At 64.7% G+C, this 24,412-nt stretch carries 22 protein-coding genes and 1 pseudogene; 14 read left to right on the forward strand and 9 right to left on the reverse strand.

Going from position 1 to position 24,412, the window contains the following annotated elements; genetic code table 11:
- Positions 1-39: 39 nt before the first annotated feature.
- The 4 genes from IE198_RS22790 (at position 40) to IE198_RS22805 (ending at position 5,417) form a co-directional block, all read left to right on the forward strand.
- Positions 40-360 carry a hypothetical protein gene (locus IE198_RS22790; protein WP_189889495.1) on the forward strand — a complete coding sequence of 107 codons (321 nt, stop codon included), beginning with the start codon at positions 40-42 and terminating at the stop codon, positions 358-360.
- 389 nt (positions 361-749) lie between these two features.
- Positions 750-1,079 (forward strand): CU044_2847 family protein, encoded by a 330-nt coding sequence (locus IE198_RS22795; RefSeq protein WP_189889497.1) that lies wholly within the window; start codon positions 750-752, stop codon positions 1,077-1,079.
- Between the two features lie 6 nt (positions 1,080-1,085).
- Positions 1,086-4,874 carry a trypsin-like peptidase domain-containing protein gene (locus IE198_RS22800; RefSeq protein ID WP_189889499.1) on the forward strand — a complete coding sequence of 1,263 codons (3,789 nt, stop codon included), beginning with the start codon at positions 1,086-1,088 and terminating at the stop codon, positions 4,872-4,874.
- 24 nt (positions 4,875-4,898) lie between these two features.
- On the forward strand, positions 4,899-5,417 hold the full coding sequence (locus IE198_RS22805) for an NUDIX hydrolase (protein WP_189889502.1): 519 nt from the start codon (positions 4,899-4,901) through the stop codon (positions 5,415-5,417).
- 368 nt (positions 5,418-5,785) lie between these two features.
- Here IE198_RS22805 and IE198_RS22810 read toward each other — a convergent pair whose 3' ends face one another.
- Together IE198_RS22810 and IE198_RS22815 are read right to left on the reverse strand one after the other, a co-directional pair.
- Positions 5,786-7,396: a tyrosine-type recombinase/integrase gene (locus IE198_RS22810; RefSeq protein ID WP_189889504.1), complete on the reverse strand. Its 1,611-nt coding sequence runs from the start codon at positions 7,394-7,396 to the stop codon at positions 5,786-5,788.
- Positions 7,393-8,043: a helix-turn-helix domain-containing protein gene (locus tag IE198_RS22815; RefSeq protein ID WP_189889506.1), complete on the reverse strand. Its 651-nt coding sequence runs from the start codon at positions 8,041-8,043 to the stop codon at positions 7,393-7,395. Before IE198_RS22815 ends, IE198_RS22810 begins: the two co-directional genes overlap by 4 nt.
- 80 nt (positions 8,044-8,123) lie before the next feature.
- On the opposite strand from IE198_RS22815, the gene IE198_RS22820 reads away from it, so the two are divergent.
- On the forward strand, positions 8,124-8,417 hold the full coding sequence (locus IE198_RS22820) for a hypothetical protein (RefSeq protein ID WP_229834245.1): 294 nt from the start codon (positions 8,124-8,126) through the stop codon (positions 8,415-8,417).
- 498 nt (positions 8,418-8,915) lie between these two features.
- Positions 8,916-9,482, forward strand: coding sequence for an ATP-binding protein (locus tag IE198_RS36660; RefSeq protein ID WP_189889508.1), 567 nt, complete (start codon positions 8,916-8,918; stop codon positions 9,480-9,482).
- On the opposite strand, the gene IE198_RS35485 is transcribed toward IE198_RS36660, so the two are convergent.
- The gene (locus IE198_RS35485) at positions 9,442-9,714 is read right to left on the reverse strand and encodes a hypothetical protein (RefSeq protein WP_229834247.1); all 273 of its coding nucleotides are present in this window, start codon (positions 9,712-9,714) and stop codon (positions 9,442-9,444) included. The two genes, IE198_RS36660 and IE198_RS35485, sit on opposite strands and share 41 nt — an antisense overlap.
- 11 nt (positions 9,715-9,725) lie before the next feature.
- Between IE198_RS35485 and IE198_RS36665 the strand changes: the two are divergent.
- Positions 9,726-10,002, forward strand: a pseudogene (locus IE198_RS36665) (DUF5958 family protein).
- A 62-nt stretch (positions 10,003-10,064) separates the two neighbouring features.
- Complete coding sequence (locus IE198_RS22830) at positions 10,065-11,834, forward strand: hypothetical protein (RefSeq protein WP_189889510.1); 1,770 nt, start codon at positions 10,065-10,067, stop codon at positions 11,832-11,834.
- 130 nt (positions 11,835-11,964) lie between these two features.
- On the opposite strand, the gene IE198_RS22835 is transcribed toward IE198_RS22830, so the two are convergent.
- Complete coding sequence (locus tag IE198_RS22835) at positions 11,965-12,417, reverse strand: hypothetical protein (protein ID WP_189889512.1); 453 nt, start codon at positions 12,415-12,417, stop codon at positions 11,965-11,967.
- A gap of 79 nt (positions 12,418-12,496) precedes the next feature.
- Between IE198_RS22835 and IE198_RS22840 the strand changes: the two genes are divergently transcribed.
- On the forward strand, positions 12,497-13,615 hold the full coding sequence (locus IE198_RS22840; protein WP_189889514.1) for a DUF4062 domain-containing protein: 1,119 nt from the start codon (positions 12,497-12,499) through the stop codon (positions 13,613-13,615).
- Between the two features lie 225 nt (positions 13,616-13,840).
- Positions 13,841-14,410 (forward strand): non-canonical purine NTP pyrophosphatase, encoded by a 570-nt coding sequence (locus IE198_RS22845; protein ID WP_189889516.1) that lies wholly within the window; start codon positions 13,841-13,843, stop codon positions 14,408-14,410.
- A 183-nt stretch (positions 14,411-14,593) separates the two neighbouring features.
- On the opposite strand, the gene IE198_RS22850 is transcribed toward IE198_RS22845, so the two are convergent.
- Both IE198_RS22850 and IE198_RS22855 read right to left on the reverse strand, forming a co-directional pair.
- Positions 14,594-14,929, reverse strand: a complete 336-nt coding sequence (locus IE198_RS22850) for a DUF6112 family protein (RefSeq protein WP_229834248.1) — start codon at positions 14,927-14,929, stop codon at positions 14,594-14,596.
- A gap of 54 nt (positions 14,930-14,983) precedes the next feature.
- Entirely contained in the window at positions 14,984-16,105 is a 1,122-nt protein-coding gene (locus tag IE198_RS22855) for a C40 family peptidase (RefSeq protein ID WP_189889518.1), read from the reverse strand.
- A 638-nt stretch (positions 16,106-16,743) separates the two neighbouring features.
- Between IE198_RS22855 and IE198_RS22860 the strand changes: the two genes are divergently transcribed.
- Positions 16,744-17,493: a DNA-methyltransferase gene (locus tag IE198_RS22860; protein ID WP_189889577.1), complete on the forward strand. Its 750-nt coding sequence runs from the start codon at positions 16,744-16,746 to the stop codon at positions 17,491-17,493.
- Positions 17,494-17,588: 95 nt separating this feature from the next.
- Here IE198_RS22860 and IE198_RS36405 read toward each other — a convergent pair whose 3' ends face one another.
- The 3 genes from IE198_RS36405 to IE198_RS22870 form a co-directional block, all read right to left on the reverse strand.
- Entirely contained in the window at positions 17,589-17,870 is a 282-nt protein-coding gene (locus IE198_RS36405) for a hypothetical protein (RefSeq protein WP_308426842.1), read from the reverse strand.
- Positions 17,864-18,466 (reverse strand): PDDEXK family nuclease, encoded by a 603-nt coding sequence (locus IE198_RS36410; protein WP_308426843.1) that lies wholly within the window; start codon positions 18,464-18,466, stop codon positions 17,864-17,866. Before IE198_RS36410 ends, IE198_RS36405 begins: the two co-directional genes overlap by 7 nt.
- Positions 18,467-18,836: 370 nt before the next feature.
- Positions 18,837-20,189, reverse strand: a complete 1,353-nt coding sequence (locus IE198_RS22870; RefSeq protein ID WP_189889520.1) for an IS4 family transposase — start codon at positions 20,187-20,189, stop codon at positions 18,837-18,839.
- A gap of 287 nt (positions 20,190-20,476) precedes the next feature.
- On the opposite strand from IE198_RS22870, the gene IE198_RS22875 reads away from it, so the two are divergent.
- From IE198_RS22875 to IE198_RS22885, 3 genes are all read left to right on the forward strand, one after another.
- A complete protein-coding gene (locus IE198_RS22875) occupies positions 20,477-20,860 on the forward strand; it encodes a hypothetical protein (protein WP_189889522.1) in 384 nt (127 codons plus the stop codon).
- Between the two features lie 88 nt (positions 20,861-20,948).
- On the forward strand, positions 20,949-22,406 hold the full coding sequence (locus IE198_RS22880) for an ATP-binding protein (RefSeq protein ID WP_189889524.1): 1,458 nt from the start codon (positions 20,949-20,951) through the stop codon (positions 22,404-22,406).
- Positions 22,403-24,379 (forward strand): Druantia anti-phage system protein DruA, encoded by a 1,977-nt coding sequence (locus tag IE198_RS22885; protein WP_189889526.1) that lies wholly within the window; start codon positions 22,403-22,405, stop codon positions 24,377-24,379. The genes IE198_RS22880 and IE198_RS22885 overlap by 4 nt, the downstream gene beginning before the upstream one ends.
- Positions 24,380-24,412: the final 33 nt, after the last annotated feature.

The following is a 24,412-nucleotide window of genomic DNA, read 5'->3' on the forward strand; positions in this document are numbered from 1 at the left end:
ACGGTCTCGGCGGCGGTCCGTGTCCTGGGGCGCCTGGTCATGGCTGTTGCGCAGGCCGGCAAGTACGCGAGTCTGAACGGCGACGGCCGCGCCGCGGCACAGGCGATGGACTTGGCAACTGAACTCGGAGCGGCCCTCGCGGCTGACCGGGTTGGCGAGGAGACCGAGGTTCCCGTCGGGCTCTTGGACGAGTTGGCGCAAGTGGTCGAGTCTGTGGCAGGGAAGATCGAGTCCGAGGGCTGGAGCATCTGCCCCTGCGGGGAGGCGCACGAGCAGGACGAGGTGGACGTCGAGGTCGTGCCGGTCATGCGCACGGACGCGGGGCTGGCCCGCCAGCTGCGTGCCGGGGCGGACTCATAGCCGATTGATCGCACCACGGGATCCCATGGTGCTGGCCCGGCGTTCGGCATCTACAACCGGGGACGGATGATGAGTGCACGACGTTTGAGACGCTGCTGCCGCCGGGCTGGCCACGGCGTCATCCTGTGGTTCTTTGCGGCCGGTTCGGTCACTGCGCGCACAATTATCCACGGGGGCGGAGATCTGCCATGGCCCGTACGAGGTCGCTCCGCGCGGCCGTAGAATACCAAATCAAGATCAATTTGACAGCTCGATCGGGAAGTCATCCACTGAACAGAGAGGCATCCGGGCGCTCCCGAAGCGGGTCCGGAATTTGGACGGAATGGCTGCTCGGCGGGATTTAGCAGCCCCGGGCGTGTGCGCGATGCCCACGCAAATAGGGGGCTGTAATGGCGAACCCAGTGCCCTCAATGGCGCGGCGCATTCAGTTGGTTGAGTCGGGTGATGCCAAATTTTATGTGGAACTCGTCGAGACCGGAGGACCCGAGGTCGTCGGCGCGGGTCAGGCGATGTCGTTTGAGGGCGTCCGTGACACGGTGGAGGCGGTAGCACGGGAAGTGGCCGTCGTCTGGAATCACGTCAAACCTGACTCGGCGAGTGTAGAGTTCGGGCTTGCGATCACGGCCAAAGGCGGCCTGCTGACTGGACTCATTGTCGACGCTAACGGGTCGGCGAATCTGAAGGTCACCCTGAACTGGGAGAAGGCCCAAGAGGCCTGACGCACAATGATCAGATCAGTCGATACGGTTGCCCTGCGCCGCTTTATCGTACGCATCTGCAGCTTCGATAGGACAGGGACGCTCGGTACGGGCTTTTTCGTTGCTCCCGGCTGGGTTGTGACGTGTGCTCATGTGGTGAGGGACTTTTCGAGGATCGGGATCATCCCGAACCCGCCGCTTAACAATACTCCGGTATCGGCCGAGGTCGTGGCTCGGTCGGGCGGGCCGGTGGACGGCCAGGTTCTGGGCTATCCGGATATCGCGCTGCTGCAACTCCAGGAGGAGATCAATCACCCCTGCGTTGTGCTGGACCACAGTGGGCGACCGATGAGCGAGGAGGTCTGCCACGGCTTCGGCTTCCCAGAGCGCGAGCATGGTGTGGATCCGGGTGGCTCGCCCGCCACCTTCCGGTTCGAGGGTGTGGAAGCCGACGGATACCTTCGCTTCAAGGAAGGCAATGCGGAGCCCGGGCTTTCCGGAGCTCCCTTGGTCTCGCCGGGCCATGGTGGCGTCGTCGGCATGATGGTGGCAACCAGAGGACGCTCCACAAGCTTGGGCGGCTATGCCGCGCCGGTCGTTCCTTCACTTGTCTGCGAGGGAACGGAGTTGGCCAGCCGGGGCCAAAGGATCCTCAGCAGCAACGCTATGGAACTGCGAGGGAACCCGGGTAGTTGGGATGACGTGGTCTGCGTGGACGAGCCCACCCCCATCGTCGCGGAGTGGGAAGCTGAACTCCGGGCAACGGGCGTCTACATCTGGACCGATACGGATGTGGAATTCGGCCATGCCATCACAAAAAACGACCAATCGCCCTCGCCTTTCGATGGCCAAAGGGCCCCCGATGTGAACGACCTTCGGGGTGGCCATCTCCCCAATCTCCAGCAAACGTTCGCGGACCTGGGCAAGGCCCTCGACAAGTGGCTGGTGGCGGCGCCCTGGAACGAGTTTGGTGGCAGTATCCGCGTGCTGTGGATCGTGGGGGAGCAGGGAGCGCACCGCAGCAAGGGACTGCTTGCTTGCCTCGCCCGAGCGGGATGGCACGGCTACCGGATCTACGACGCTTTTCACGATCTGAGGGAGGTGGCCAAGGCGGTGAACCGCCCTACGATGCCCCATTTCGCTCGCGGCATGATCGGTATCGATCTAGATGACCGGCAGGCCTCAGACGCCTGGGTCGACGTGCGGAACGCCGTGAATCGTTTGAGGACGTGGCAGGTGGCGGACCACGACCATTTCCCCTTGATGATCGTCTCGGGCACCGAGGAGCAGGCACGGCAGACCCATCAGATCCTCGGCTCCCTGCTGGAGATCAGTACCGTCGACACTAAGGGGCTCCCCGCCAGACGAGTCGTTAGTCATCCGGACGTCGACTTGCCAGTCCCTTCCCGCCTTACCAGGGAGCAGTACTTTAACCGCGGGTTGCCGATGACCACCCGGAACCTCGTCGGCCGCACCAGGGAACTGGCAGAGCTCAGGGCAGCGTGGCAGTCCGAACAGACCCGGATCTTCACGATCGTAGCCTCCGGAGGTACCGGGAAGTCCTCGCTGATCAACACCTGGCTGGGTGAGCTACAGGAAGCCGACTTTCCCGGCGCTCAGAAGGTGCTGGCCTGGTCCTTCTACAGCCAGGGCACCAAGGACAACCTGGTCTCCGCCGATCCGTTTGTCGAATTCGCGACCAGCTGGCTGGGAGGCGACTCTTCGGAGAAGTCACTGAATCCATGGGAAAGAGGTGTGCAACTCGCAACCCTCATCAAGCGTCACGCCTTCCTGCTGGTGTTGGACGGCATGGAACCGTTGCAGTACCCGCTCACTGCCCCGGACGTCGGAGGTCAACTAACGGACGACTCGGTACGCGCCCTGCTCGAAGAGCTGGCGAAGTCGGACTGGCGAGGCCTCTGCGTCATCACCACTCGCGTCCCCGTCATGGATCTTCGACCATTTGAGAAACCGACCGTGGGTACGGTCACTGAATGGGAACTGGACAACCTCGACGAAGAGGCTGGCGCGGAGCTCCTTCGTTCTCTAGTCGGCGGAGAGTGGGAGTTCAGGAAACTACAGCCCGTTGTCAGGGACGTGGGCTGCCATGCGCTTGCTGTGACGCTTCTGGGCAACTATCTCCGGGACGTTCACCAGGGAAACATCACCTGCCAGTTCGACCTGGAGAATTTGACCGTCGACGAGAGAGAGGGAGGGCATGCTCGTCGGGTTATGGCTTCCTACGTCCGGTGGCTGCAGGGGCACGAGCGGGTCGCCGAGTTGGCAGTGCTTCGCGTGATCGGTCTCTTCGACCGTCCGGCCTTCCCGGAAGCAATGGGGGCGCTCCTGGCGGAGCCTGCTATGGACACATTGGCACGACTGGGGCGGGTCGGGAGTGACGAGTGGAACCGCTGCGTCGGCGCGCTGCGGGGTATGGGCCTGCTAAACCGGGAGATTCCGGCCTGGCCTGGCGCTCTCGATGCCCATCCGCTGGTCCGCGAGCACTTTCGCGACCTTCTTCGCCAGGACCCCGGCACGTGGGAGGAAGGCAACCGGAGACTATTCGAATACTATCGGTCGCGGGCACCGGGCCTGCCCGACGAGTTTGCGGGTATGACGCATCTCTACAGCGCGGTCAACCACGGCTGTGCGGCAGGTGCGTACGAAGAGGTGTTTGAACAAGTCCTCCTGAAACGGATCTGGCGCGACCGCCGGATGAACTTCTCGACGCGGCGGCTCGGGATGACTGGGTCCGACCTGGTGGCTCTCTCCAACTTCTTCGAACACCGCTGGACTGACCTCCGCCAGCTCCCGCTGACACACCGGGCGCGAACCCTGCTCATGACGAACGCCGGCGTCCGACTGCGACAACTCGGGCGGCTGAGTGACGCCCGGCAGTGTTTCGGATCGGTCGTCCGAGAGATTGGCCCTGAAGCGTCTGATCCGGAAGAGATGGAGGATGCTTCCTATGCAGCGGCTCAGTATTGCGAACTTCTCCTGATCGCGGGCAGGCTCGCAGAACCCGAAGCCGGTGAATCCGAATCGGCCCTCACCAGCGGCCAGTCCGCAGTGGCATACGCCGACCGTGGACGGGAGCCCTACTTCAAGATGCACGCGCGCACCTCACTCGCCGAGGTGTACTTGATGCTCGGACAGAAACCGCAGGCGGAAGCGCTTTTCGAGCAAGCCAGAGAGATCGATCGAGAGGACACGCCGCGTCCGCCGTTCCTCTACTCGCAAAGCCTATTCCGCTACGGATACTTCCTGATCGAGACGGGTCACGCGGATTGGGTCTTGGCCGAGGCTGAGCGCGACCAGGAGTGGGGTACCAACGGCCAGGACAGTTCGCTCCTTTCCAAGGCCATTCGCTCGCTCGTGCTAGGCGCAGCCCGGCTGTGCCTGATGGAACGCGCTGATCACAGCACCGACTTCGTATACGAGACCAAAGAAATCCTGGACGAAGCCGTGGCCATGTTCCGGACTGCAGGCTACGCCGACTACAGCGTGCGCGGGCTTCTGGAGCGAGCGCGCTTCTACCGGATCCGCCACCACGTCGAGGACGGGGACTATGCCCGAGCGCTGGAGGATCTAGACAAGGCGGCCTTCGAAGCGGACCGGGGGCGGATGGACCTGCTGCGCGCCGACATCCTGCTCGAGCGGGCCGCCTGCTGCCGCGAGTTCATGAAGGTAATGGCCGATCCTGAGCGAGAAAGCTTGAAAAACCTCCTCTCGAGGTGGCTCGACGAGGCTGTGGGGCTGATCCGCACTATGCAATACGCGAGACGAGACGGACGGCTGAAGGAACTGACGGACTGAGGGCGAAGCCCTTCTGGAGGGACCGTGCAGGAGCACACCAACGCCGGAGACCGATGGATTCCAGAGGAGGACTACCAGTTCATCTGCGCGCGGGTGCCGATCCTGTGTGTGGACCTCCTTCCGGTGATCGGAGGCACCGGCAGATTCGGACTCATCGAACGGGACACGTACGATGGCGGCCGCGGCCTGAACCTCGTCGGTGGTGGGGTGCTCCTTGATGAATCCCTGGTCGAGGCGGTGGAACGACACGTGGGCGCGACGCTGGGTGGGGCCGTGAGTGTCGACGTGGCGAGTCTGGTCCTGGTTGGCGTGTACCAGTACTACCGCCAAGCCCGGCCAGGTGAACTGCACGATCCACGGAAGAACGCCGTGTCCGTCACATATGCGGGGAGCGTCGAGGGCGAGGCGTGTGCATCCGGAGAGGCACTTTCGTTCCACACCTTCGAGCTAGGCTTGCCACCTGGGCTCAGTTCCTTCGGATTCGGACAGGGCAAGGTGGCCTACGAGGCACTCGCCCGCTGGCGGGAACTGCACTGGTCCTAACCTGGGCTTTCGTGTCCGTTCGCCGACATGCTTGCGGTGATTCAACCTGACCGCCATGAAGCGTCTGGTTCAGCGGACACAATCTGGGGTGTCGCCGAGGGACGCCCAAAGCCGCAACAGTTGATCTTGTCTCCTGTCGAGGGTGGCCGTTATCCGTTCGGCTCAGCTTCGGAGGTGTGATGTTGGGCTGTTCGTCTGACGCCGGGCGGGATTGTGACCTCGATCGAGCGGACGCGTCCCCGCGGTTCAAGCAGCTAGTCACCGCGCATGAGCTGTATCCGTTCTTTGCGCCGCGGCTCGGCACTTGTTATGCGCCGCATGTCATGCGGGGGCCGCGCCGAGGCCAAGGCTTCCCGTTCAGGTGCGCGTTATGCAGTGTGCTCTTCGTCGTTTCCGTCGGCCTGCATGGGGTGTGGCGTGGTGGGTTTGCGCATGGCAGGGAGCTTCGCTTGGGTGTCCTTGCCGGATCGGTGTCGACCACGGGTACGAGGCACCAACTTGACGACTGCCTCGGCGGCGGCGCGGGCGAGGTCGTCGAGGACGGCCTGGTAAATGTCGCGGGTGATGCGGGTGTCGCTGTGCCCGAGGGTGTCGGAGACGACCTTGATGTCGATCCCTGCAGCGAGCATCAGCGTCGCGGCGCCGTGTCGGAGGTCGTGCAGGCGGATGGGCGGCAAGTCGGCGGCGGCGACCAGGCGCTCGAAGAGGTCGGAGACCTTGCCGGGGTGGAGCCAGGAGCCGTCCTCCTGGATGAAGATCCGACCCGTCAGCTTCCACTTGTCGCCGGCCTCGCGCCGTTCCTTGTCCTGTCGGCGCTTGTGGTCTCGCGCGTTCTGGAGGGACTCGCTGTCCAACGCGACGAGACGAATTCCGGAGTTGGTCTTCGGCGCACCCTCGATGACCTCCCAGCCGTCTTGGACAAGCTGGGTGGCAACGGACAGTGACGCGCTCCCGAAATCCAGATCCATCCAGCGGAGCCCGCAGGCTTCACCGCGTCGAAGGCCCCGGAACGCGATCAGATGCCACAGGAGGTACAAGCGGCTCCCGGCGATGAAGTCAAGGAAGCGTCCCGTCTGCTCGGGCGTCCAGACCATCACCGGGGATGGCTTCTCCCCGGTAGCCAGCCAGTGTTCTACCCGCTCGTCAGTCCACACCAGCGCCTTGGGCTTGGCGCCGGGTTCCAGCTCGACGTGCTCGGCAGGATTGAAGTTGGCCATCTCCTGCTGCGCGATGGCGACATTGAGGGCCGCACGCAGCGTGGCTTTGATGTGCGCCTGGGTGCTGGCGCCGGTAACCCGGCGGAACGGCGGCATCGCCTCGATCGACGCCTGGAGCCACTTGCGGCGGGCCCGGTTTTTGGCGCCCTTCCACGGGACGGTCTTCAACAGCTCGGTCGCGGACCGCCGCTGGGCGTTCTGCTCCACGATCTCGATGTTGGCCTCGTTGATTGCGTCGAACATCTTGTCCAGATGGTGCACACGCAACTTGTCCAGACGTATCTCACCCAGGTGGGGTTTGAGGTGGACGCGCACATCGCACTCATAGCGCTTGAGCCCGGTCACGCGAAGGCGTTTGCGCCCCGCGAGCCAGATGTCAAGCCATTCGCCGACCGTCATCCTGGAGTTCAGGCTCTGGCCGACGGCGAATCGGCGACGGGTCTCGTCGTAGTCCGGCAGGGGCTCCTTGGCCTTGGCGCATGCTTCGAGTAGATCGCTGATGGCTATCTGCCCGGCGGTGTCGTCCTCCTCCGGTATCGCCATGAGCGCGCTGACCTTGTTCAGCTCCTCCGTAGCGGCGGCGGAGGTCGCGAACCCTGACCGGCGGAAACGCCGACGCTTTCCGTCCTCACCCGGGACCAGCTCCTGCATGACGCTCCAAGCGCCGTGCCGCTTGTTGGCGCGTTTCGGGCATTGCGCGCCATAGGGATTGCCAGTATCAGGGTTGCGGCAAGAGCAGCGGCGGGTGGCCGTCCCGTTCACGCATCGTCCTTGGAAGTGGTTTCCGGCTGGTCAACAAAGGCAAGGTCAGCGGGCAGGACCGGAGGCACCAGGCCCCGCTCGCGCATGCCCTCACGGTATGAACGCAGCGCCCGACAGTCGTCGAACGCGAGCTGCTCGTAGCCGGCGGCGGTCTCCAGGAGATCCGTGCGACGGGCCGGGTCGAGCGTGGTGCTTGCCTTCCGCCGCCTGTCCTTCGCCATGGTTGTCGAGACCGCAGCGGCGGCTACCGCGTCGCTGTGTGACCGGAAGACGTCGAGCAGCTCGCGTGGGCTGCCCTTGGGCGCGGCTTCTGACGAGGCCGTTTCGCCGGTGAACCAGGCAAGGCCGTCCCAGGTCGAGACCGGCTGGCCCGGGAGTACGTCCACCGTGGGCGTGGCGTCGAGGGGGAACAGCAAGGTGATGGGCGGAACGCCGAGGACAGCGGCCAGGACGAGGAACTCCGCGAGGTCGACCGAGCCACGGCGTCCGGTCTCCAGATTCGTGATCGTCGTCTTCGGTACAGCCAGGCCCCGGGCGGCGCAGGCGTCGGCTGTTTCCGCCACCGTGAGCCCGGCCGCCTTGCGGGCCCGTCGCATTTGCTCGGCGACGCGGGCGGTGAGTCGCGTCGACCAGTCGTCGGTTGTCATAGCTGCAACCTACGACGAGAAAAAAGGTGGCTGCAACATCGTTTCGTCGCTGGGGCACCTACACGGGGTCGGAGTACATCATGGCTACACCTAACGCTGGTCGTGGATCGCAGGCCCTGACGCGTGCGGAGATTCTCGCCCTCCCCGCCGCGATTGACCTCGACACGGCTAACCGCGCGCTGGTCCTCGGCCGCAGCACCGGGTATGCGCTGGCCAAGCGCGGCCAGTATCCGTGCAGGGTGCTCCGCTTCGGCAACGCCTACCGCGTGATCACCGCCGACCTGCTCAGTGTCCTCGGCATTGGATGCACCGACGAGAAGACTGGCTCGACACCAGCCATTGCTGCGGCCCCGGTCAAGGGCCATGCAGCGTGACCAGCCACACAGCCCGCAGCCGGACAGCGCCAGCGTCATCTAGCCGGTGCCTTCACGCCGCGAGCATCAATCGCGTCCAGGAGATTTCGTAGAGGCTGGTCATTGGAAAGGTGGCCGCGCCACCGCGCTCTACCTCCGACTCGGCTACCAGGAATCTGGCTTCCGCTACCTCTACATCGACACAACGGCTCGCGACACGAGGTCGCCGACCCTGCACGGTTCTTGATCAAGCAGCTCGCCGGACAGTCAAGCTGACTCCGAACGGCCGACATGACCGGCAGCGAGGGAGGTCTGATGTGAGGTGCGGACGGGTACGGTTTACGCGACGTGCGTCTCTCGGTGTTTCCTGCCTCGGTGGAAGCCGATCTGCGTACCACAACACGCTGAAGCGTCAAGGCGTCTTGCCGGGCGCGCCTACGGACAGACTGTCCTCACACAGCTCTTGTCGGGTGGAAGGCTTCCTTTTCACTGAGGCCACTACCAGGTGAGGTTGTCGTCATGGCGCGTCGCAGTCCCGAACGTCCGACGTACGGATTCACGGTTGCGGCTGCTGTCGACGCTGTCCCGGCCGCACGCCGCCAAGTTGTTTCGCTAGCCCAGGATCTGGGGCTTCCGCTGTCGGACCAGGCACTGGAGACCGTCGAGTTGCTGGCTGGCGAGGTGATCGCCAACGCTGTCCTGTACACAGACGCTCCGTGCGACGTCTCTGTGATGCGGGCCGATGAACGGCTTCGTGTCGAAGTCACGGACACGGATGCATCGTTGCCAAGCACTGTTGAGGCCGGGCCGAACGACGAGAGCGGTAGGGGCCTCCTGCTCGTGAGCGCCTTGGCGGACGCCTGGGGGACGCAACCGGAACCCCCGGGCAAGACGACCTGGTTCGAGATCAAGCCGGAGCCTTCGGCCGAGGACACGGGCGACTACCGTGCGGATGCACCGCCTTCACCTCACGCGGGTGACGCTGCCGTCCGACGAACCGAGTATGACGCTCGTGTGACCTCGTCGGCCGACTCACGGTCGTCGTTCAGCGCAGCAACTGCTGGGAAGCAACATCAGGCTGCCTGAGGCTGTGATCCGAAGCGGCGTCCCTCGGGGCCTCGGACGTCGATGCAGGCAAGCGCACCTCGCTGCCGCCGAGAGGCTTCCACAGGCAGTGGATCCAGCGATGTTCGGTGTTGCTGAGGAAGCTCTCGGCCTGGTACTCCAGCCATACTTCGCGATCTGCTTCGATAGCCTGCAGAGGCACTGGTCTGAGCTGAATCACGGGGTGGATGGACGAGCGCACGGTCAGGCTCAACGAGTTCGGGACTGTGTTCGCTCGTACGGGGGGCCGAGCGGTTTGAGGGCCTTGCCGCCGACGAGCAGTTCGAGGTCCTACGGGACCTGAGCAGATTCTGCATCCAGGCCCGCGCAGCTGACGAAGATCTCAATCTGCCCGGAAGACGAGCGAGTGAAGGCATTTCGGCTGCTGGTAGCCCTGTTTGGAGTGGCCGACAAGCGCCGCCGGGCGCACCCATGCCTGGCACCAGCCAGTGCGGAATCAACCCGGCGGATTCGGGCTGAACCGCAGGGCGTTGAGCCGTAGACTTCGGCAGTCAACGCCGACGACGTCCGGTCGTTGCGCGCGCCCGCGGGGGAGGAGATCGCATGCAGGACCCTTCGGACTCGAAGGAGATCGCCGAGCCTGAGGAGAACGGCCGGAGCAATACCGCTGACTCACCTGTTGTGGACGATCCGACGTCCGACTCGGACATCGACTCGACGACGGCGTCGACGGTTCTGGTGGAGGTGCTCCCAGGGGTGGCTGTCGTCGCAGGTGAGGTCCCGCCGGAGCTGAAGCCCGATCTGATCGACTTCGGGATCGTGCCGGCTGCCGACCGCAAGCAGATCTCAGCGATCCTCGCCTCGATCGGGAACGCGGCGACCGTGGTCGGCAATCTCGGAAACGCGTTCGCCGGCGTGCAGGGGCTCTACAGGATCGGCGACACGGCACAGGCCCTGCTGAACAGCGGCGCGACGCTCGCCGTCAAGCACGGCGGGAACCTCGGAGCGGTGATGGTTCCCGGCCGCATCCTGCATCAGGCCCGCTTCTACTCCGTGAATGCGGTGAGCAAGGCGCAGACCGCGGCCTCGATCGGGCCGGCGCTGGCCATGGTCGCCCTTCAGATGATGCTGAGTGAGGTCTCGGGCCTCGTCAGCACCAACCTCGCTGTGACAAGTCAGGCCCTCACCACCATCCGCAAGGATCAGTGGGCCGAACTGACAGGGCTCGTCGCCGCCGTCGACCGCGCGGTCGACCAGGCGCGAGAGATCGAATCGGTCCCGACGTCCTTGTGGGAGGACGTCGCGGGCAGTGGAGCGCTGCTGCAGAAGCAGCTTGAGCTCTACCAGGGGAACGTCGGCGACCACGTCAGGCAGATCGGCAGAGCCGACGCACGCAGCCACCGTGAATATCTGCAGACGAACGCCGAGGCGATCGCCTTCGATGCCTACGCCCTCCTGTCCTCCCTCAAGGCATGGACCGGGTATCACGCGCTCCGGGCCGCAAGGGCGAGAGCTGCTGGACGCGAAGACGCCGCCGAGGCGCAGTACGCCGAGGTCATCGCGCGCGACACCCGCGCGGAGTTCGACTCCGCTCTCGCCGAGTCGACGAGCCTCGTCGACGCGCTGACGCGGGAGCTGCGGATCACCGCCGAGTTCCCCGGCCCCGACGCATGGCCGCTGCCGGGGAAGCGGAAGGACGTGAAGGCAGCCCGCGAAACCTCCGCCCGTCTTCTGAAGGCGATCGAGCCTCTTGCCGACGCTCTCCATCCGCCGGCCCCTCCGCTCAAGGCTCCGGGCGTCGTCTGCGCACCCGAATCGCTGGATCGCGAGCCGTACCTTCGCATCCTGCGATGGCTCCTCGAGGACGGTGAGACCCTACGTGTCCTCGGCTTCCCCGACCAGCTCGATGCCCTTGGTCCCATTTCCGCGATCGTCGGCGGAGCGAAGGAGAAGTTGGCGGCAGCGAGGGACAAGGCTGCGGCAAAGACACTGGTCGCCGTCACGGATCGCCGCATCATCACGGCCAAGACGAACGCATTCCTTGAGCAAGCCGAGATCCGTCAAGACATCCCGATTGACCAAGTGCGATACGTCCGAGCAACGACCACACAGGACAAGAGCGCGCGCTTGGCGATCGACCTCATCACGCGCGACGAGAACATCCGGTGGCTCTTTCACGCTGACATGGACAACACTCAAGTGGGCGCGCTCGCCGCCGTGCTTGCCGAGTCGATGACGATCCCGGACGTTGAACGCGATGAGCTGCAACGGCGGAGCTACGCCCCCATCGAGGCGGGCGAGAAGAGCGAGAGTGCTGGCGCGAGGTCTACCGAACCGGCTGAATCGGAGTCCACGACCTGCGATGCCGAGTAGGCCTCACGCGAGCCGAGAGAGCTGCCAGTAGCGCTCGGCTGCTGCATCGGATGGGCTGCAGCGTGCAGATGGCCGCCCGCCCCGCCGGTCAGCACAGGCAAGACTCAACCGAGAACCCTCCAGGCCCGCGTCAGGCCACGGCCACACACACGCCAAAAAGGAACATTCCGTACAATGTGATGGCAAGGTGCAGGGTTACCCACAGGCGATGAAGGCGAATGCGGTGCAGAAGAGGAAAACTGTGGTAATGGTCGGCTCGCGCGCGTACTAGCCTTTCGTCGGAGCCCAGGACTCCCAGGTCCACCAAGTCCTTGGTCAGGGCCCGCGCCTGAGAGAGGTGGTAGGAAGCCCGTTCAAAGTACTTGGAGACGGCCACTGCCCCGTACCCTCCGGTCATCGCCATGAAGAGACACAGGGGCATGGCGTAGGTCGAGAACTTCTGCTGGACAATGAGAGCACTCAAAGCAGCCGTGATGACGAGCAGGAGGTTGGTCAGCGCCGAGCGTTGGGTCTCACACTGTCGTAGTTGCTCCCGGTGCTCCTTCCAGTAGGCGCGTATCGCCTCTTCCGATACCTCAGCCATGAAGCAACCCCGCATTCCAGACACTCGCCGGTCATCCGGTTCGCTTCGACGAGCCCCTCAGTAGTGGAGACACCGTAGCGTGAGAATCTTCATCAGCAGCGTCCGCAAGGGACTGGAGGAGGAGCGCGACGCACTACCCGGCCTCATTCGCGCGCTGGGGCACACCCCGGTCCTGTTCGAGGACTTCTCTGCGCAGACCACACCCAGCCGCGAAGCTTGCCTGGAAGCGCTCGACTCTGCGGATGTCTGTATCTTCCTGCTCGGACCGTCCTACGGTCACGTCTTTCCCGAGACAGGGCAGTCGGCAACACACGACGAGTGGATGGTGGCCAAAACAGCGGGCAAGCCACGCTTGGTCCATCGCAAGCTGGACGTCAGGTTTGAGGACGCCCAGCAAGATTTCGCCCGGACCGTGGAGGCCTACGCCACCGGAGTGTTCCGTGACGCGTTCCACGACACTTCTGAGCTAATGACCAAAGTTGTACAGAAGGTGAAGGAGCTGGAGTCAGGCCCGTCCCCCCTGTCCTTCGCGCCGTTGGCCCAGCCCGCTTCACTGCGTTGGAGCCTGGACGAGGCCGGTGTCGAAGGCGGCGTCAACGTCCCTCTGTTGGAACTGCACGTTCTTCCGGTGGGTTTCGCTGGCTACTCTGCCCGGGAACTCGAGGAGCTCGGTACATCGCTGGTGGACCGGATCCGCCGGACCGGGACGGTCAAGAACGATGTTGCTCTGACGCCGTCCAACTTCCAGGCACATGCGACCGTCAGCATCCCCGTCAGCCGCTCCCGTAGCTGGGATGCCGCTCGGCCTGGAGAACTGGTAGAAGTACGCCTGCACAAGACCGGTCAGGTATCCCTGCGGGCCACACTCCCCCGAGACGCCATGGGTTCCATCCTCGATCAGGACGCGCTTCCCCAACAGATCGCCGCCCTGCTGAGGTTCACCGGCGCACTGGATGTGATCCAGCACGAACGCATCGTCGTGGCAGTTGGTGTGTCGGATCCCAAGCAGACCCAGCTTGACAGGTTCAACCCGCACCAGTCGCGTATGCGCGCCGAACTCGGTGGCTACATGCGCTCGTTCACGCTGCAAACCGAGCCGGACGAGTCCATCAGCCTGGCTGCGCTGGACACCGGTGCACAGGAAGTTGCAGGCGTCCTCTCACGAGCCTTGATCAACCAGCACCCATCGGCCGGCTGAGGCAGTGCCACCACGCCACTGTCCGGCCTCACGCTGCCGGGGCCTGTCAGGCGAATAGGCTCGACCGGGAAGGCCCTTCTTCAGGAAGCTGCTGCGGCGAAGCGTCGGCCGAGTCCACAATGATCACTTCCACGTCATGTCCCCGAGCGCAGCGCTGGCTGTTCGCAGCGTCGACCATCCCCCAGGGGACGAGGATGCCACTCTCTGAGAAAGGGTCTACTGCTCATGCCGGGTATCAAGGTGGCGATGTGTACGGGGAATCTGGGCAAGTTCCGTACGGCTCAGGAGCATCTCGCGCCTTGGGGCATTGAGGTGGAGCAGGTGGCGTTGGAGCTGGACGAGATCCAGACCACGTCCGTCGCGGAAATCGCCCAGCACAAGGCCCGGCAGGCCTTCGCGATCCTCGGGCGACCGCTGTTCGTCGAGGACTCGGGGTTCTACATCGAGGAGTTCGGCGGCTGGCCGGGGCCCATGGTCAAGCAGGCCCTCGAAGCTTTCGGGCCCGGCGGATTCACGCACCTCGCAGACCTCACGGAAAAAAGGACGTGCCGCTTCGCGAGTGCCGCCGTGTACGCCGACGCGCGAGGCGAACTCCGCACCTTCGCGGATGACTCCCGGCAGCCGGGCTCCCTCGCCTCTGCCCCCGATCGCGGTGATGGGCCGCGGTCCTGGTCGGATCTGTGGTCGATCTTCGTCCCCGAGGGCGCCACGTCGACGCTCGCGGCCCTGCCGGCCGCTGAACAGGAGCAGGTGTTCGCCTGTCGGGAGTCGCCTTGGGGGAGGGGAACGGCGTAGCGGATGCCATGGTGGGGGCAGGCGTCGCCGAGACGGTGGTCTCCGGGCGGGTCAGGTAGGCGAGGAGACCGGCGACGGCCACCAGCACCGCGAGGACGGTGCCACCCAGCGTGACGCGCCGCAGGACCGAGGACGGCGCCCCCAAGCTGTGCTCCTGGGCAGAGCGGGAACGTTTCATCGACATCAGTGGACCTGCGTCCCCATCGCCGAGAAGAACGCGACGATGCCGTTGGCCGCGCCGAGCAGCAGCGCGCAACCTGCCGCCACGACGGTGCCCTTCTTTCCATTCGCCTCCGCCTGGTGACCGCCGCTGTGGTGCCCCCAGGCCCACACCAGAGCGGAGACCGCCAGGGCGCCGACCACCGCGATGATGCCGAACAGATTGATCGAGGAGATGACGTTCTTCAGCACGCTGAGGCCGGGAAGCCCGCCCTCCTTCGGTGTGATGCCAGGGTTGTACGCCAAGTACTGGGCGTGCTGCATGAATTTCAAGTGGAACTCCAGTGCGAGTCTGGGCATGAGAAGGCCCGGAGGGAGGTGAAGCGAAGTGGGATTAGGGAGAGACGAGGTCGGTCAGAGGATCCGGCGGGCGGCGACGACGTCGGCACGCCAGCTGGCGAGGGTCGAGACCTTGACCACGTCGCCGGTCTTAGGCGCTTGCAGGATTAGTCCCTGGCCGATGAACATCCCGACGTGTTCCGGCGCCGAGGCGGTGCCGCGGGTGAAGAGGAGATCGCCCGGCTTGAGGGCAGCGAGGCTGACCGCCTTACCCTCCTTGACCTGCGTGTACGTCGTCCGAGACAGCGAGACACCGCCGGCCTTGTACGACGCCTGCATCAGGGACGAGCAGTCGCACCGGCCCATCGGATCCTGCCCGTGAGCGGCAGCACACGTACCACCCCACTGATATGGCGTCCCGAGCTGACCGAGCCCCCAACGAATCGCCGTACGTACCGACTTGGGGGCGCTGGACGGGATCTTGTAGCTCTCGGGAAGGGAGCCGGCGGAAATCGAACCGAACTCGGACCCGTCGGACCCGGTACTGCACTCAGCAGCCACGGAGGCGGTCGTCTGGCCACCAGTGCTGGAATCCGCCTTCTGGGAGAGTGACTTGGCGATGGCCTTTTGAAGGGCGGTCGCCAGCGGCTCCCACTTGGCGTAAGCCTCGGGGTACCCACTCTTCTGGACCGCCTGAGCAACCTGCGTCACGGTCATCGACTGCCAGCCCGAGACCTTGAGCAGCCCCTCGTAGAACTTCGTCGAGGCGTAGACCGGATCACGAACTTGAGTGGTCGTCCCCCAGCCCTGACTGGGCCGTTGCTGGAAGAGACCGAGCGAATCCCGGTCGCCGTAGTCGAGGTTCCGCAGCCCCGACTCCTGCAGCGCCGTAGCCAGGGCGACGATCTGGCCACGCGCCGGCACCTTCATCGCGACACCGGTGGCCTGGATCGTCTTGGCGTTCGGTATCTGTTCCTCAGGCTCATCCAGCCCGGCCACGGACACCGACGCTTTGCCGTCGCCCTTGAGGATCGACTCCACCTGCTTCGCGACCGCCGCGCTGTCCACAGCCTGTGCACCATCCGTGCAGGCAGCAGCCTGAGCACCGCTGGAACCGGCGAGAGCAACGGCAAGGGGCGTTATCAACAACAGAGGGCCGAGCGCCACGACCCCCGCTGCGGCAATAGCCGTCTTCACGGTCGCGGACCGGACACCGAACAGTCAGGGGGAACACCGAGCCCCGGGGAGGGGCGCGCCTGGACATGCTGCATCGGCAGCTCCTTACTCGTAGGCAGCGCGGCACCGGCGTTCTCGTCGAAAGGCCACCGGCACCGCGCCGGTCAAGAATCTGAAATCCCTACAGGGACAGGGGGGAAACCGGGGCCGGGAGCGGCTAACTCCCGGCCACCGAAATCCATGAATAGAAGCGGCAGCCAGCCGCACTCGTAATCTCACATGCCACACAGAAGAATCTCCTTCTCCGAAGAGCAGGACGGTCGGCCTGGATGCCAGCGCGCCGCAGCCTGGACGGCACAGCACACATCAGCGCAGCTCAACAGGGCAGGCACCAAGCCCCGTTCTGCGAGCACGGCGAGACTGTAAAGACGAGTTCCGGCCGCCCCAAACGACTCCTGAGCAGGGGCCATGTGGAGCGATGCCAAGGGCAGGTGAGTTATTGGGTGCAGCCGGAAAGACGGGTTAACCTCCAGCGCATTGCCTGTCCCAAGGCGGCTGCGAATGTGGGTCTGCCCGGGCAGACCATGCCGACGCGCGCGATACTCCGCAACGGAAAAATGCGCGCTCCGACCGCTCTCCGGAAAGAGACAATCGTGCAATTGCCGTACACCCTGCACCGCGGCGACGCGCTCACCGCGCTCACCGGCATCCCCGACAGCAGCGTCGATGCCGTCATCACCGACCCGCCCTACAACAGCGGTGGCCGAACGAGCAGCGAGCGCACGGGGCGCACCGCGCGGTCGAAGTACACCTCGGCCGATGCCGAGCACAACCTCGCCAACTTCCCCGATGAGAACCGCGACCAGCGCTCGTACGGCTACTGGCTCACTCTCCTGCTCACTGAGTCCTACCGAGCGACAGTCGAGTCCGGCACCGCACTCGTCTTCACCGACTGGCGACAGCTTCCGACCACGACCGACGCCCTGCAGGCAGCGGGATGGACCTGGCGCGGCATCGCGTCATGGCACAAGCCGGTCTCCCGTCCCCAGAAGGGCAGGCTCAAGCAGTCCTGCGAATACATCGTCTGGGGAACCAAGGGCCCGGTTGACGCCAACCGGAACCCCGTCTACCTGCCTGGCCTCTACACCGCCAGCCAGCCCAGGAAGGACCGCGTGCACATCACCCAGAAGCCGGTCGAAGTGATGCGCGAACTGGTCAAGATCTGCCCACCAGCCGGAACAGTGCTCGATCCCTTCACCGGTTCCGGAACGACCGGCGTCGCCGCTCTCCTTGAAGGCCGCCGGTTCGTAGGTGTGGAACTCTCTGACCACTACGCGGACATTGCCGAACAGCGCCTCCGTAACGCCCTGACCCAGGACGACTTCGATCTGGCAGGACCCGAAGAATGAGACCAGACCACGCCAGACTGCCACCCCTGATGACACGTAGAACGGGGGCGGGTGTGCCGTCGGAATACCGATGCACATCCGCCCCCAGACGATCGTCAGAGGCCGTCGACGCTTCGCCGGACGAGGTCGCTGGCTCTCGCCAGGTCCTCCTGCGACCGGATCCGCAGTTCCAGAGGGCCGGTTCCTAGACAGCCGATCTTGCGAACGTCACGGGTGAAGCCCTCGGCCAGCTTGACCGTGTCGGGGTCGACGGCAAGCCGGACCACGAGGGTGTGGCTGCGCGGCTGGAATCGGACTGTGGCGACGTTCTTGATCCGCCGGTAGGCGACGTAATGCAACTGGAACTCCTTCTGCACATCAGCATCGGAGATCAGCATGGCGTCGAGGTCGGCGTACAGATCCCGAAGGGACTGAGGCGCCTCGTCGTAGAACTGCCGGACCGACTTGACCGTCGAACCACCCACTCCAGGACCTGCGGCGGGTCCATTCGCCCCCGCGGGCGTGCTCGGGATTCGGAATGATGTCGCCGAGCCGTCACGGAGGCGACAAGCTGCAGAGCGATCAGGCCCCCACCGAAGTCCCGGTAGCTCACGAGATCGATCCGACGACTGATCTCCTCCAACGCGTGCGTGTCGTGCGACGTGAAGTCTCCGGCGATGCACACCAGGCGGGGGTTGCTCCAGTCGACGGAGCCAGCCGCCTCGTCGCCCAGCCGCTCCTTCACCAGGCTCTCGAACTCATGGCGGTGGTCCCGCAGCCACGACAGGTACGAAAGAGCCTGAGTGATCACCGCCTTACCATTCGAACGCTTGTACTCGACGATCACCGGGTTGCCACTCTCGTCCAGGCCGAGGGAGTCGATCCGCCCACGGTGCCACGAACCGGTGCTGTACTCGGACGCCAGGAACCGGATTCCGAGCATGGTTTCCATGTTCTGCTCGATCAACGTCTGTAGGTGACGCTCCAGCGCCACCGCCGCTCCTGGGATCTCGGCAGCCTGGCCACCACCGACCCGGAAGAGTTTCAGATCGCTCACTGGCCCCACCCCCCTTCGCAATCGGTGTCTGGAACAGGCCAATCGATCAACTGCGGCATGTATTCCAGGTCTGTCCACGGACTGATCTGCCGCACGTTCTCGGGTTGGGGTGCTGCGCAGGTAGCGGCCGCGGTGTAGCCGCCGACGGTGCAGAATCGCCCCTTCGCCCCCCGGTCAAGACGGCGTGGTACTCGGCGACCATGCACAGCTTCTGCTCCGGGGAGACGCAACGATGAGTCGGTCTTGACGCCATGACCATGGGCCCGGCTAGTCCCAACGCCGTTCAGTTAGGGCGGGGCTGGGGGTGTCAAGGGTCGCTTGTGAGTATGGCGATGCTGATGGTGGCTTTGTAGGTGGTGCGGTCGATGGCGGGTCCGCGTGCGTTGTATTTGGAGATCGCGCGTTTGACGATGCGGTCTTTGGTGCGGACCCGCCGGGTCGGCAGTAGGTGGGCCAGGATGTGGCGGCCGATGGTGCCGACGAGGTCGATGTCGGTGCCGGTGATGACGCCGGCGGCCAGGACGAGCTGGTCGCGGGCGGCGGCAAGGGCGGTGGTGAAGCCGGCCCGGTCCGGGTCGGTGCCCGGGACGCTGTCGGTGGCGTCGGTCATCGCCGTGCGTAATGCCTGGTAGGCGGTCAGCAGGGCCCAGACTTCCTGCTCGATGCCGTCCGGGGTGCGGGCCCGCAGGACGCGCCCGCCCAGGACTGTCGACTTCAGCTCCGCATAGGCCGTCTCGATCTCCCAGCGCTCGTGGTAGAGCCGGACGAGTTCACCGGCCGGGTGGGTAGCGGGGTCGGTGAGGGTGGTCAGCAGCCGGTAGTGGCCGGTGCGGGTGCCCTGAGCGGTACGGATGGTGATCTCGGCGTCGATGACACGCAGGGTCAGCGGCCCGATGCGGGTCAGCGTCGAGCCGTCGCGGCAGCGGGCCACCGTCGGCAGCTTCCGGTTTGCCTTGCAGCGCACCAGCAGATCGGCGCCGGTGGCGGCCATCTGGTTCAGCAGTGTGGCGGCGGCGAAGTTCCGGTCGCCCAGCAGCAGCATCCCGGGCCGCAGGTCCGCCGCCAAGCGACGGGCGTACTCCAGCTCACCGGTTGCGGCCGGACCGAACACGGCCCCGATCACCGACCGGGTCCCGCAGGCCACCAGCGCGGCCAGACGCAGCTGCGGATAACCCGAGATCCCGTTGCCGAGCCGCTGCCGGGTGAATACCGCGAGGTTGGCCGGACAATCCGGAACCGACAGGAGGGTGCCGTCGACCGCGACGACTCTCAAACCTCGCCACCGCCCGGCGGCAGCGGTCGTGGCCGCAGGTCCGCTCACCAGGCGGAACAGTGCTTTCATCGGTGCCGGCCCCAGCCGCTGGCGGGCTTGGCGAAGAGCGCTGCCGCCGGGCCGGACCGTTGCCAGGCCCGACAGCCCGGCGCACAGCCGGTCGAAGACCTGCCGGTATCCCAGCCCGTTGAAGAGCGCTTCGGCCAGCAGCAGGTACACCGTGACCCGCGCCGGCACCAAACGGATCCTGCGCTGCACCGCCCCGGTCTCCGCCAGCACCTCGTCGACCATCTCGAACGGGACGATCCGGGTCAGCTCACCGATATGCCCCGGCGCGAACACCCCGTCCGCTACCCCGACCGTCCTGGTTATGGCAGCCTGTTCCAACAGCGGAGCTCCTGTAGTGAGGATGTCTTGGAGGACAAACCTCTTCTACAGCAGCTCCGCTGCCTCGTTCACCAGCCTTGACGAACAGCCCCCACGCCTAACTGAACGGCGTTGCGGCTAGGGCCCGTTTGTGCGGGTCATCTGGGCGGGGATCCTGTCTTGCTCAGGGCGGACAATCCGCCATACCGGGTGTATCACCACAGGTTGACAGGAAGGGCAGCGGATACTCGAGGCAGCAACTGACCGCCTTGGCGCACACGGCCTGTCTCTTCAGCCATGATGCTCACATGGCCACCATCCAGTCAGCAGCCGAGATCGCACCGCTCCTGGAGCGACTCAAGGGGAAGAAGATCGCCACGCTTCAGGTGCTCGGCGTCAACTCGCTCAAGTCCGTTTCACCTCTTCCAGAGGCGCTTGTGGGGGAGGCGGTGACAGAGGTGGACGTTGCTGAGCGCATCATCAACATGCACACGACTGGCCACCGCATCTCGTTCGATCTGCAACGTACGGGCCGGGTCGTAATGCTCGAATCCGCCGAGCCCTACCAGCATGTTGCCGGGGTCAGCCGCCCTACTGTCCGCCTCCTCATGGCTGACGGATCAGGCGTGGACCTGACTGAGCCGGCCAAGACGAAGCGGATCACGGTCACGATCGTGACCAGGTCTGAGTGACGTTGCCGCACCGAATGACCGGCTTTCCAGGCGGCCTCGATGCAGCTACTCTCGACGCAGGAATCTGAGCAAGTCATCGGGAGAAGCGATGGGCCGGCAGACGCAACGTAAGGACGACCTTCTGGTCTCCTCCAACTTCATCCGCGCAGTCCGGGAGTCGGGCTACGTCAGCCTCTCGACCGCCCTCGCAGAACTCATCGACAACTCGCTCCAGGCAGCAGCGACGGAGGTCGCGGTCACGATCACGAGAGCCAAGCCGGGCAGTCTCCCGGAGATCCGTGTGGAGGACGACGGGGAGGGGATGTCGCGCTCCCGACTCGAGGCATGCCTCCGCTTCGGTGGCTCGTCACGCTTCGATGAAAGACAGTCGTTCGGCCGGTTCGGTATGGGGCTGCCAGCCGCGTCTCTCAGCCAGGCGCGGCGAGTAGAGGTGACCTCATGGCAGAACGGTCAGGCAGCCAACCAGGTCTGCTTGGACGTCGACGCCATCGCAGACGGGACTCCAGTCGATCTTCGGGCTCGCCGTCAGCCTGGCGCCACTACGGGGTCGGGTTGCTTGGTGACCTGGCAGCAGTGTGACCGTATCGAGTACCGGCGCCTCGCCTGGCTCGAGCGTGCGCTGCGGCGGGACCTTGGACGCATCTACCGCCGCTTCCTCAGTAGCGGGGACCTTGCGTTGACGATCAATGGGAAGCGGGTGGATCCAGTCGATCCTATGCTCCTGACCGCGAAGACCGAGGGCCACAGCGCACGCCTGGCGTTCGAGCCTCTCCGCTACGAACTGGCAGCATCGTCGGGCAAGACGGCCTTCGTCACGGTTCGGTTCGCGATGCTGCCGGTGCAGCATTGGAATCGCCTGGACAACGTGACCAAGCGGCGCGTCGGCATTGTCGGCGGAGCTGGAGTCTCCATCCTCCGTGCCGGTCGAGAGATCGCGAGCGGCTGGCACCTCATGGGCGCGAAGCGTAAAGAGAACTACGACGACTGGTGGCGTTGCGAGATCGAGTTCGATCCCATCCTCGACGAGCACTTTGGTATCACCATCAATAAGCAGGGAATCCGGCCTTCCCAAGTACTCCAGGAGGCCCTCGGGCCGGAGTTGGAGGCGATCGCTCGGCTTTTGAACTCGCGAGTCCGTCAAGCTTTTGAGGAGGTCAAGTTTCAAGCGGCCACGGAGACGTCGTGCCGCGTAGCGGAGGCTGCTGACGTCGATCTGCCTGTCATCCGGACGGCAGGGAAGGGCTCGGGCGCCCTGAGCTACCGGATTGGATCTGAGCAACTTTCGATCGATAAGATGTTCGCCTCCACTCTGAAGCGGCGGACGCTCGATGTCACGCTGAACGTTGACCACCCTGCCTTCGCAGCGTTGTACCGGCCTCTCCAGACGTTGGGTGATGAGGCGGCAGGAGAACTCCGCACTGCTCTCGAACTGTTCCTCCTGTCCTTCGCCCGCACCACAACACTTCTGAGCCGCGACGGTCACAACTGCGACGATCTCCTGCGCATGTGGAGCAGGACCTACGGACGGATGCTCCAAAAGTCATGAAAGAAGAGGCCAAGTTTGTTGCTCTCAGCCTTCCGGCCGACGCCTCCCGTCGGGAACGGCAAGGGTTCGCCCGGCTCTGCACCCAGCTTGCGAGCATGCCGGTGGGAGCCGAAGCCGCGGGAGACCACGCGCGGTGGATGAAGGCATCCAAGATCAATAACTTGTACGACCAGCCTCTGCTCGCTGCAGCTGCTCACGTTGCCATCGATCTTGTGGATCAAGGCTGGACGGTTCGAGTGGATGGCTCCAAGACCGTTTTTACTCCCTCTTCGGTTCACGGCGACCGCAAGGTGGAGAAGGCCCGGATCCGGCGTCAGGAGCATCTCCGTCGTGACGGACAGCTCAGGAAGAGCAGTGTTCGACGATTCGTCGAGGGGATGGAGCGTACGCACCAGCACGGCGGCCGATTGGTCTCCGTTTTTAACCTGATGCGTGACGGCCGAGAGCTGGCGGACGCGCTTCAGCGCGTTGGCGCGTCTGCGGACGTCGTTAAGCCCTACGTTCAGATCGTCGACTCATCGACTTGTGATCTAACTGGATTCAAGCTTCACGACATCTGGCGCTACTTCCGCCATACATGGTCCAACGCTTACGCGACCGTGCCCGGCCGTTCGATGCCGATCTTGGTCCGGGACGCTGCCACGGAGTTCCACGCCGTGATCGGGTTGGCGGCCATCTCCAGCCCCGTTGTCCAGATTGCTGAGCGTGACCACTGGATGGGCTGGGAAACTGATCAGTTTCTCGAGCAGGTACAAGCTGAACCCACTGCTGGTATTGCTGGCTGGCTGGCTCAGCGGATCGAGGGCCAGCAGCACGAGATCTACGTCGACGATCTCCTTCGTGATGGGATTCTCCAGCCGACCGACCTGGCAGCGCCCACGCCTGAGGTAATCGCTCGGCTCCGGGGCGATGCCGATCGTCACCGGCAGAGGCATCACCAGGCAACCACGATCCGCGCGGTCCGCAACATCGACCGCGAAGCGTGGGTGGAGCGCGCCACGACTGATCTATTTCGGAGCAAGCGTTCGTCAGCGCTCGCAGAAGCTCTGGAGATCGCCAGCCTGCTCGGAGGCTATCTCTCTCCGCCCACGGTCGAAGGACTAACCAAGGCCTTTTCGGATCCGAAGGCTCGTTCGCAGATGCGCCGAGTGGTGCGTCGTGCGCGCGGAGAGCGGGTCGGAACTGTCATCGCCGACCTCACTGTTTGCGGCGCTGTGGCGCCGTACAACGCGCTAGCGGCGGGAAAGCTGGTGGGGGCGCTTGCCGTCTCGCCCCAGGTGCTATCCGCTTACCGCGAGAAGTATGCACGCGCAAGTGAGATTGCGTCGGCGATGGCCGGCCGCCCGATCCTCCGTGAGCCCCGACTCTCCTTCGTCGGAACCACGTCGCTCTACGGCACCGGTTCAAGTCAGTACAACCGACTGTTTTGGCCTGCTGACGTCATGGGGGGCGATAGCGACATCCGCATGGGCTTTCACGAACTTGGACGGTCACGCTCCTTCGGGACCTCTCACTTCTCCGATGAGACCGTCGATGCCCTGGTCCGAGTGTCGGCGTTGCGTGGCTCGTCCGTCCGGATCAACAGCCTCTTCGGCGAGGGTGTCAGTCCTCGACTACGTAAGGTCCGAGTGGGGTTGGCCGCACTTGGCTGGCCTGCCAACGAGCTTCTCAAGCACGGACGCGAACGCATCCTGTACGGCGTTCCCCTGGTCGAGAACCTGCGGGACTACTCGCTCGGAGTCGACCAAGAGCCGAAGTACCTGCTGAATCCCGAACTTACCAAAGCGGACGCCAAGGTCTCCGAGTGGTGGCTTGAGCGCTGGTGCCGACGGCGCGCCACACAAGACCATGTTCTTGAGTCCATGCGGTCGCATCGGTTGGTCCGTCCAGTTGAGCACGGTGCCCGCGTACCGCTGCCCGTCGGAGAGGGAATGTCGACTCCCGGAGAGGAAATGTTCCCCATCTCCAGTTAAGAGACCGTCGTCACCTGCCCCAGACGTTGGTGT

Origin of the sequence: Streptomyces xantholiticus, assembly GCF_014651015.1 — a bacterium.
In the GTDB taxonomy this organism is placed as follows: Bacteria; Actinomycetota; Actinomycetes; order Streptomycetales; family Streptomycetaceae; genus Streptomyces; species Streptomyces xantholiticus.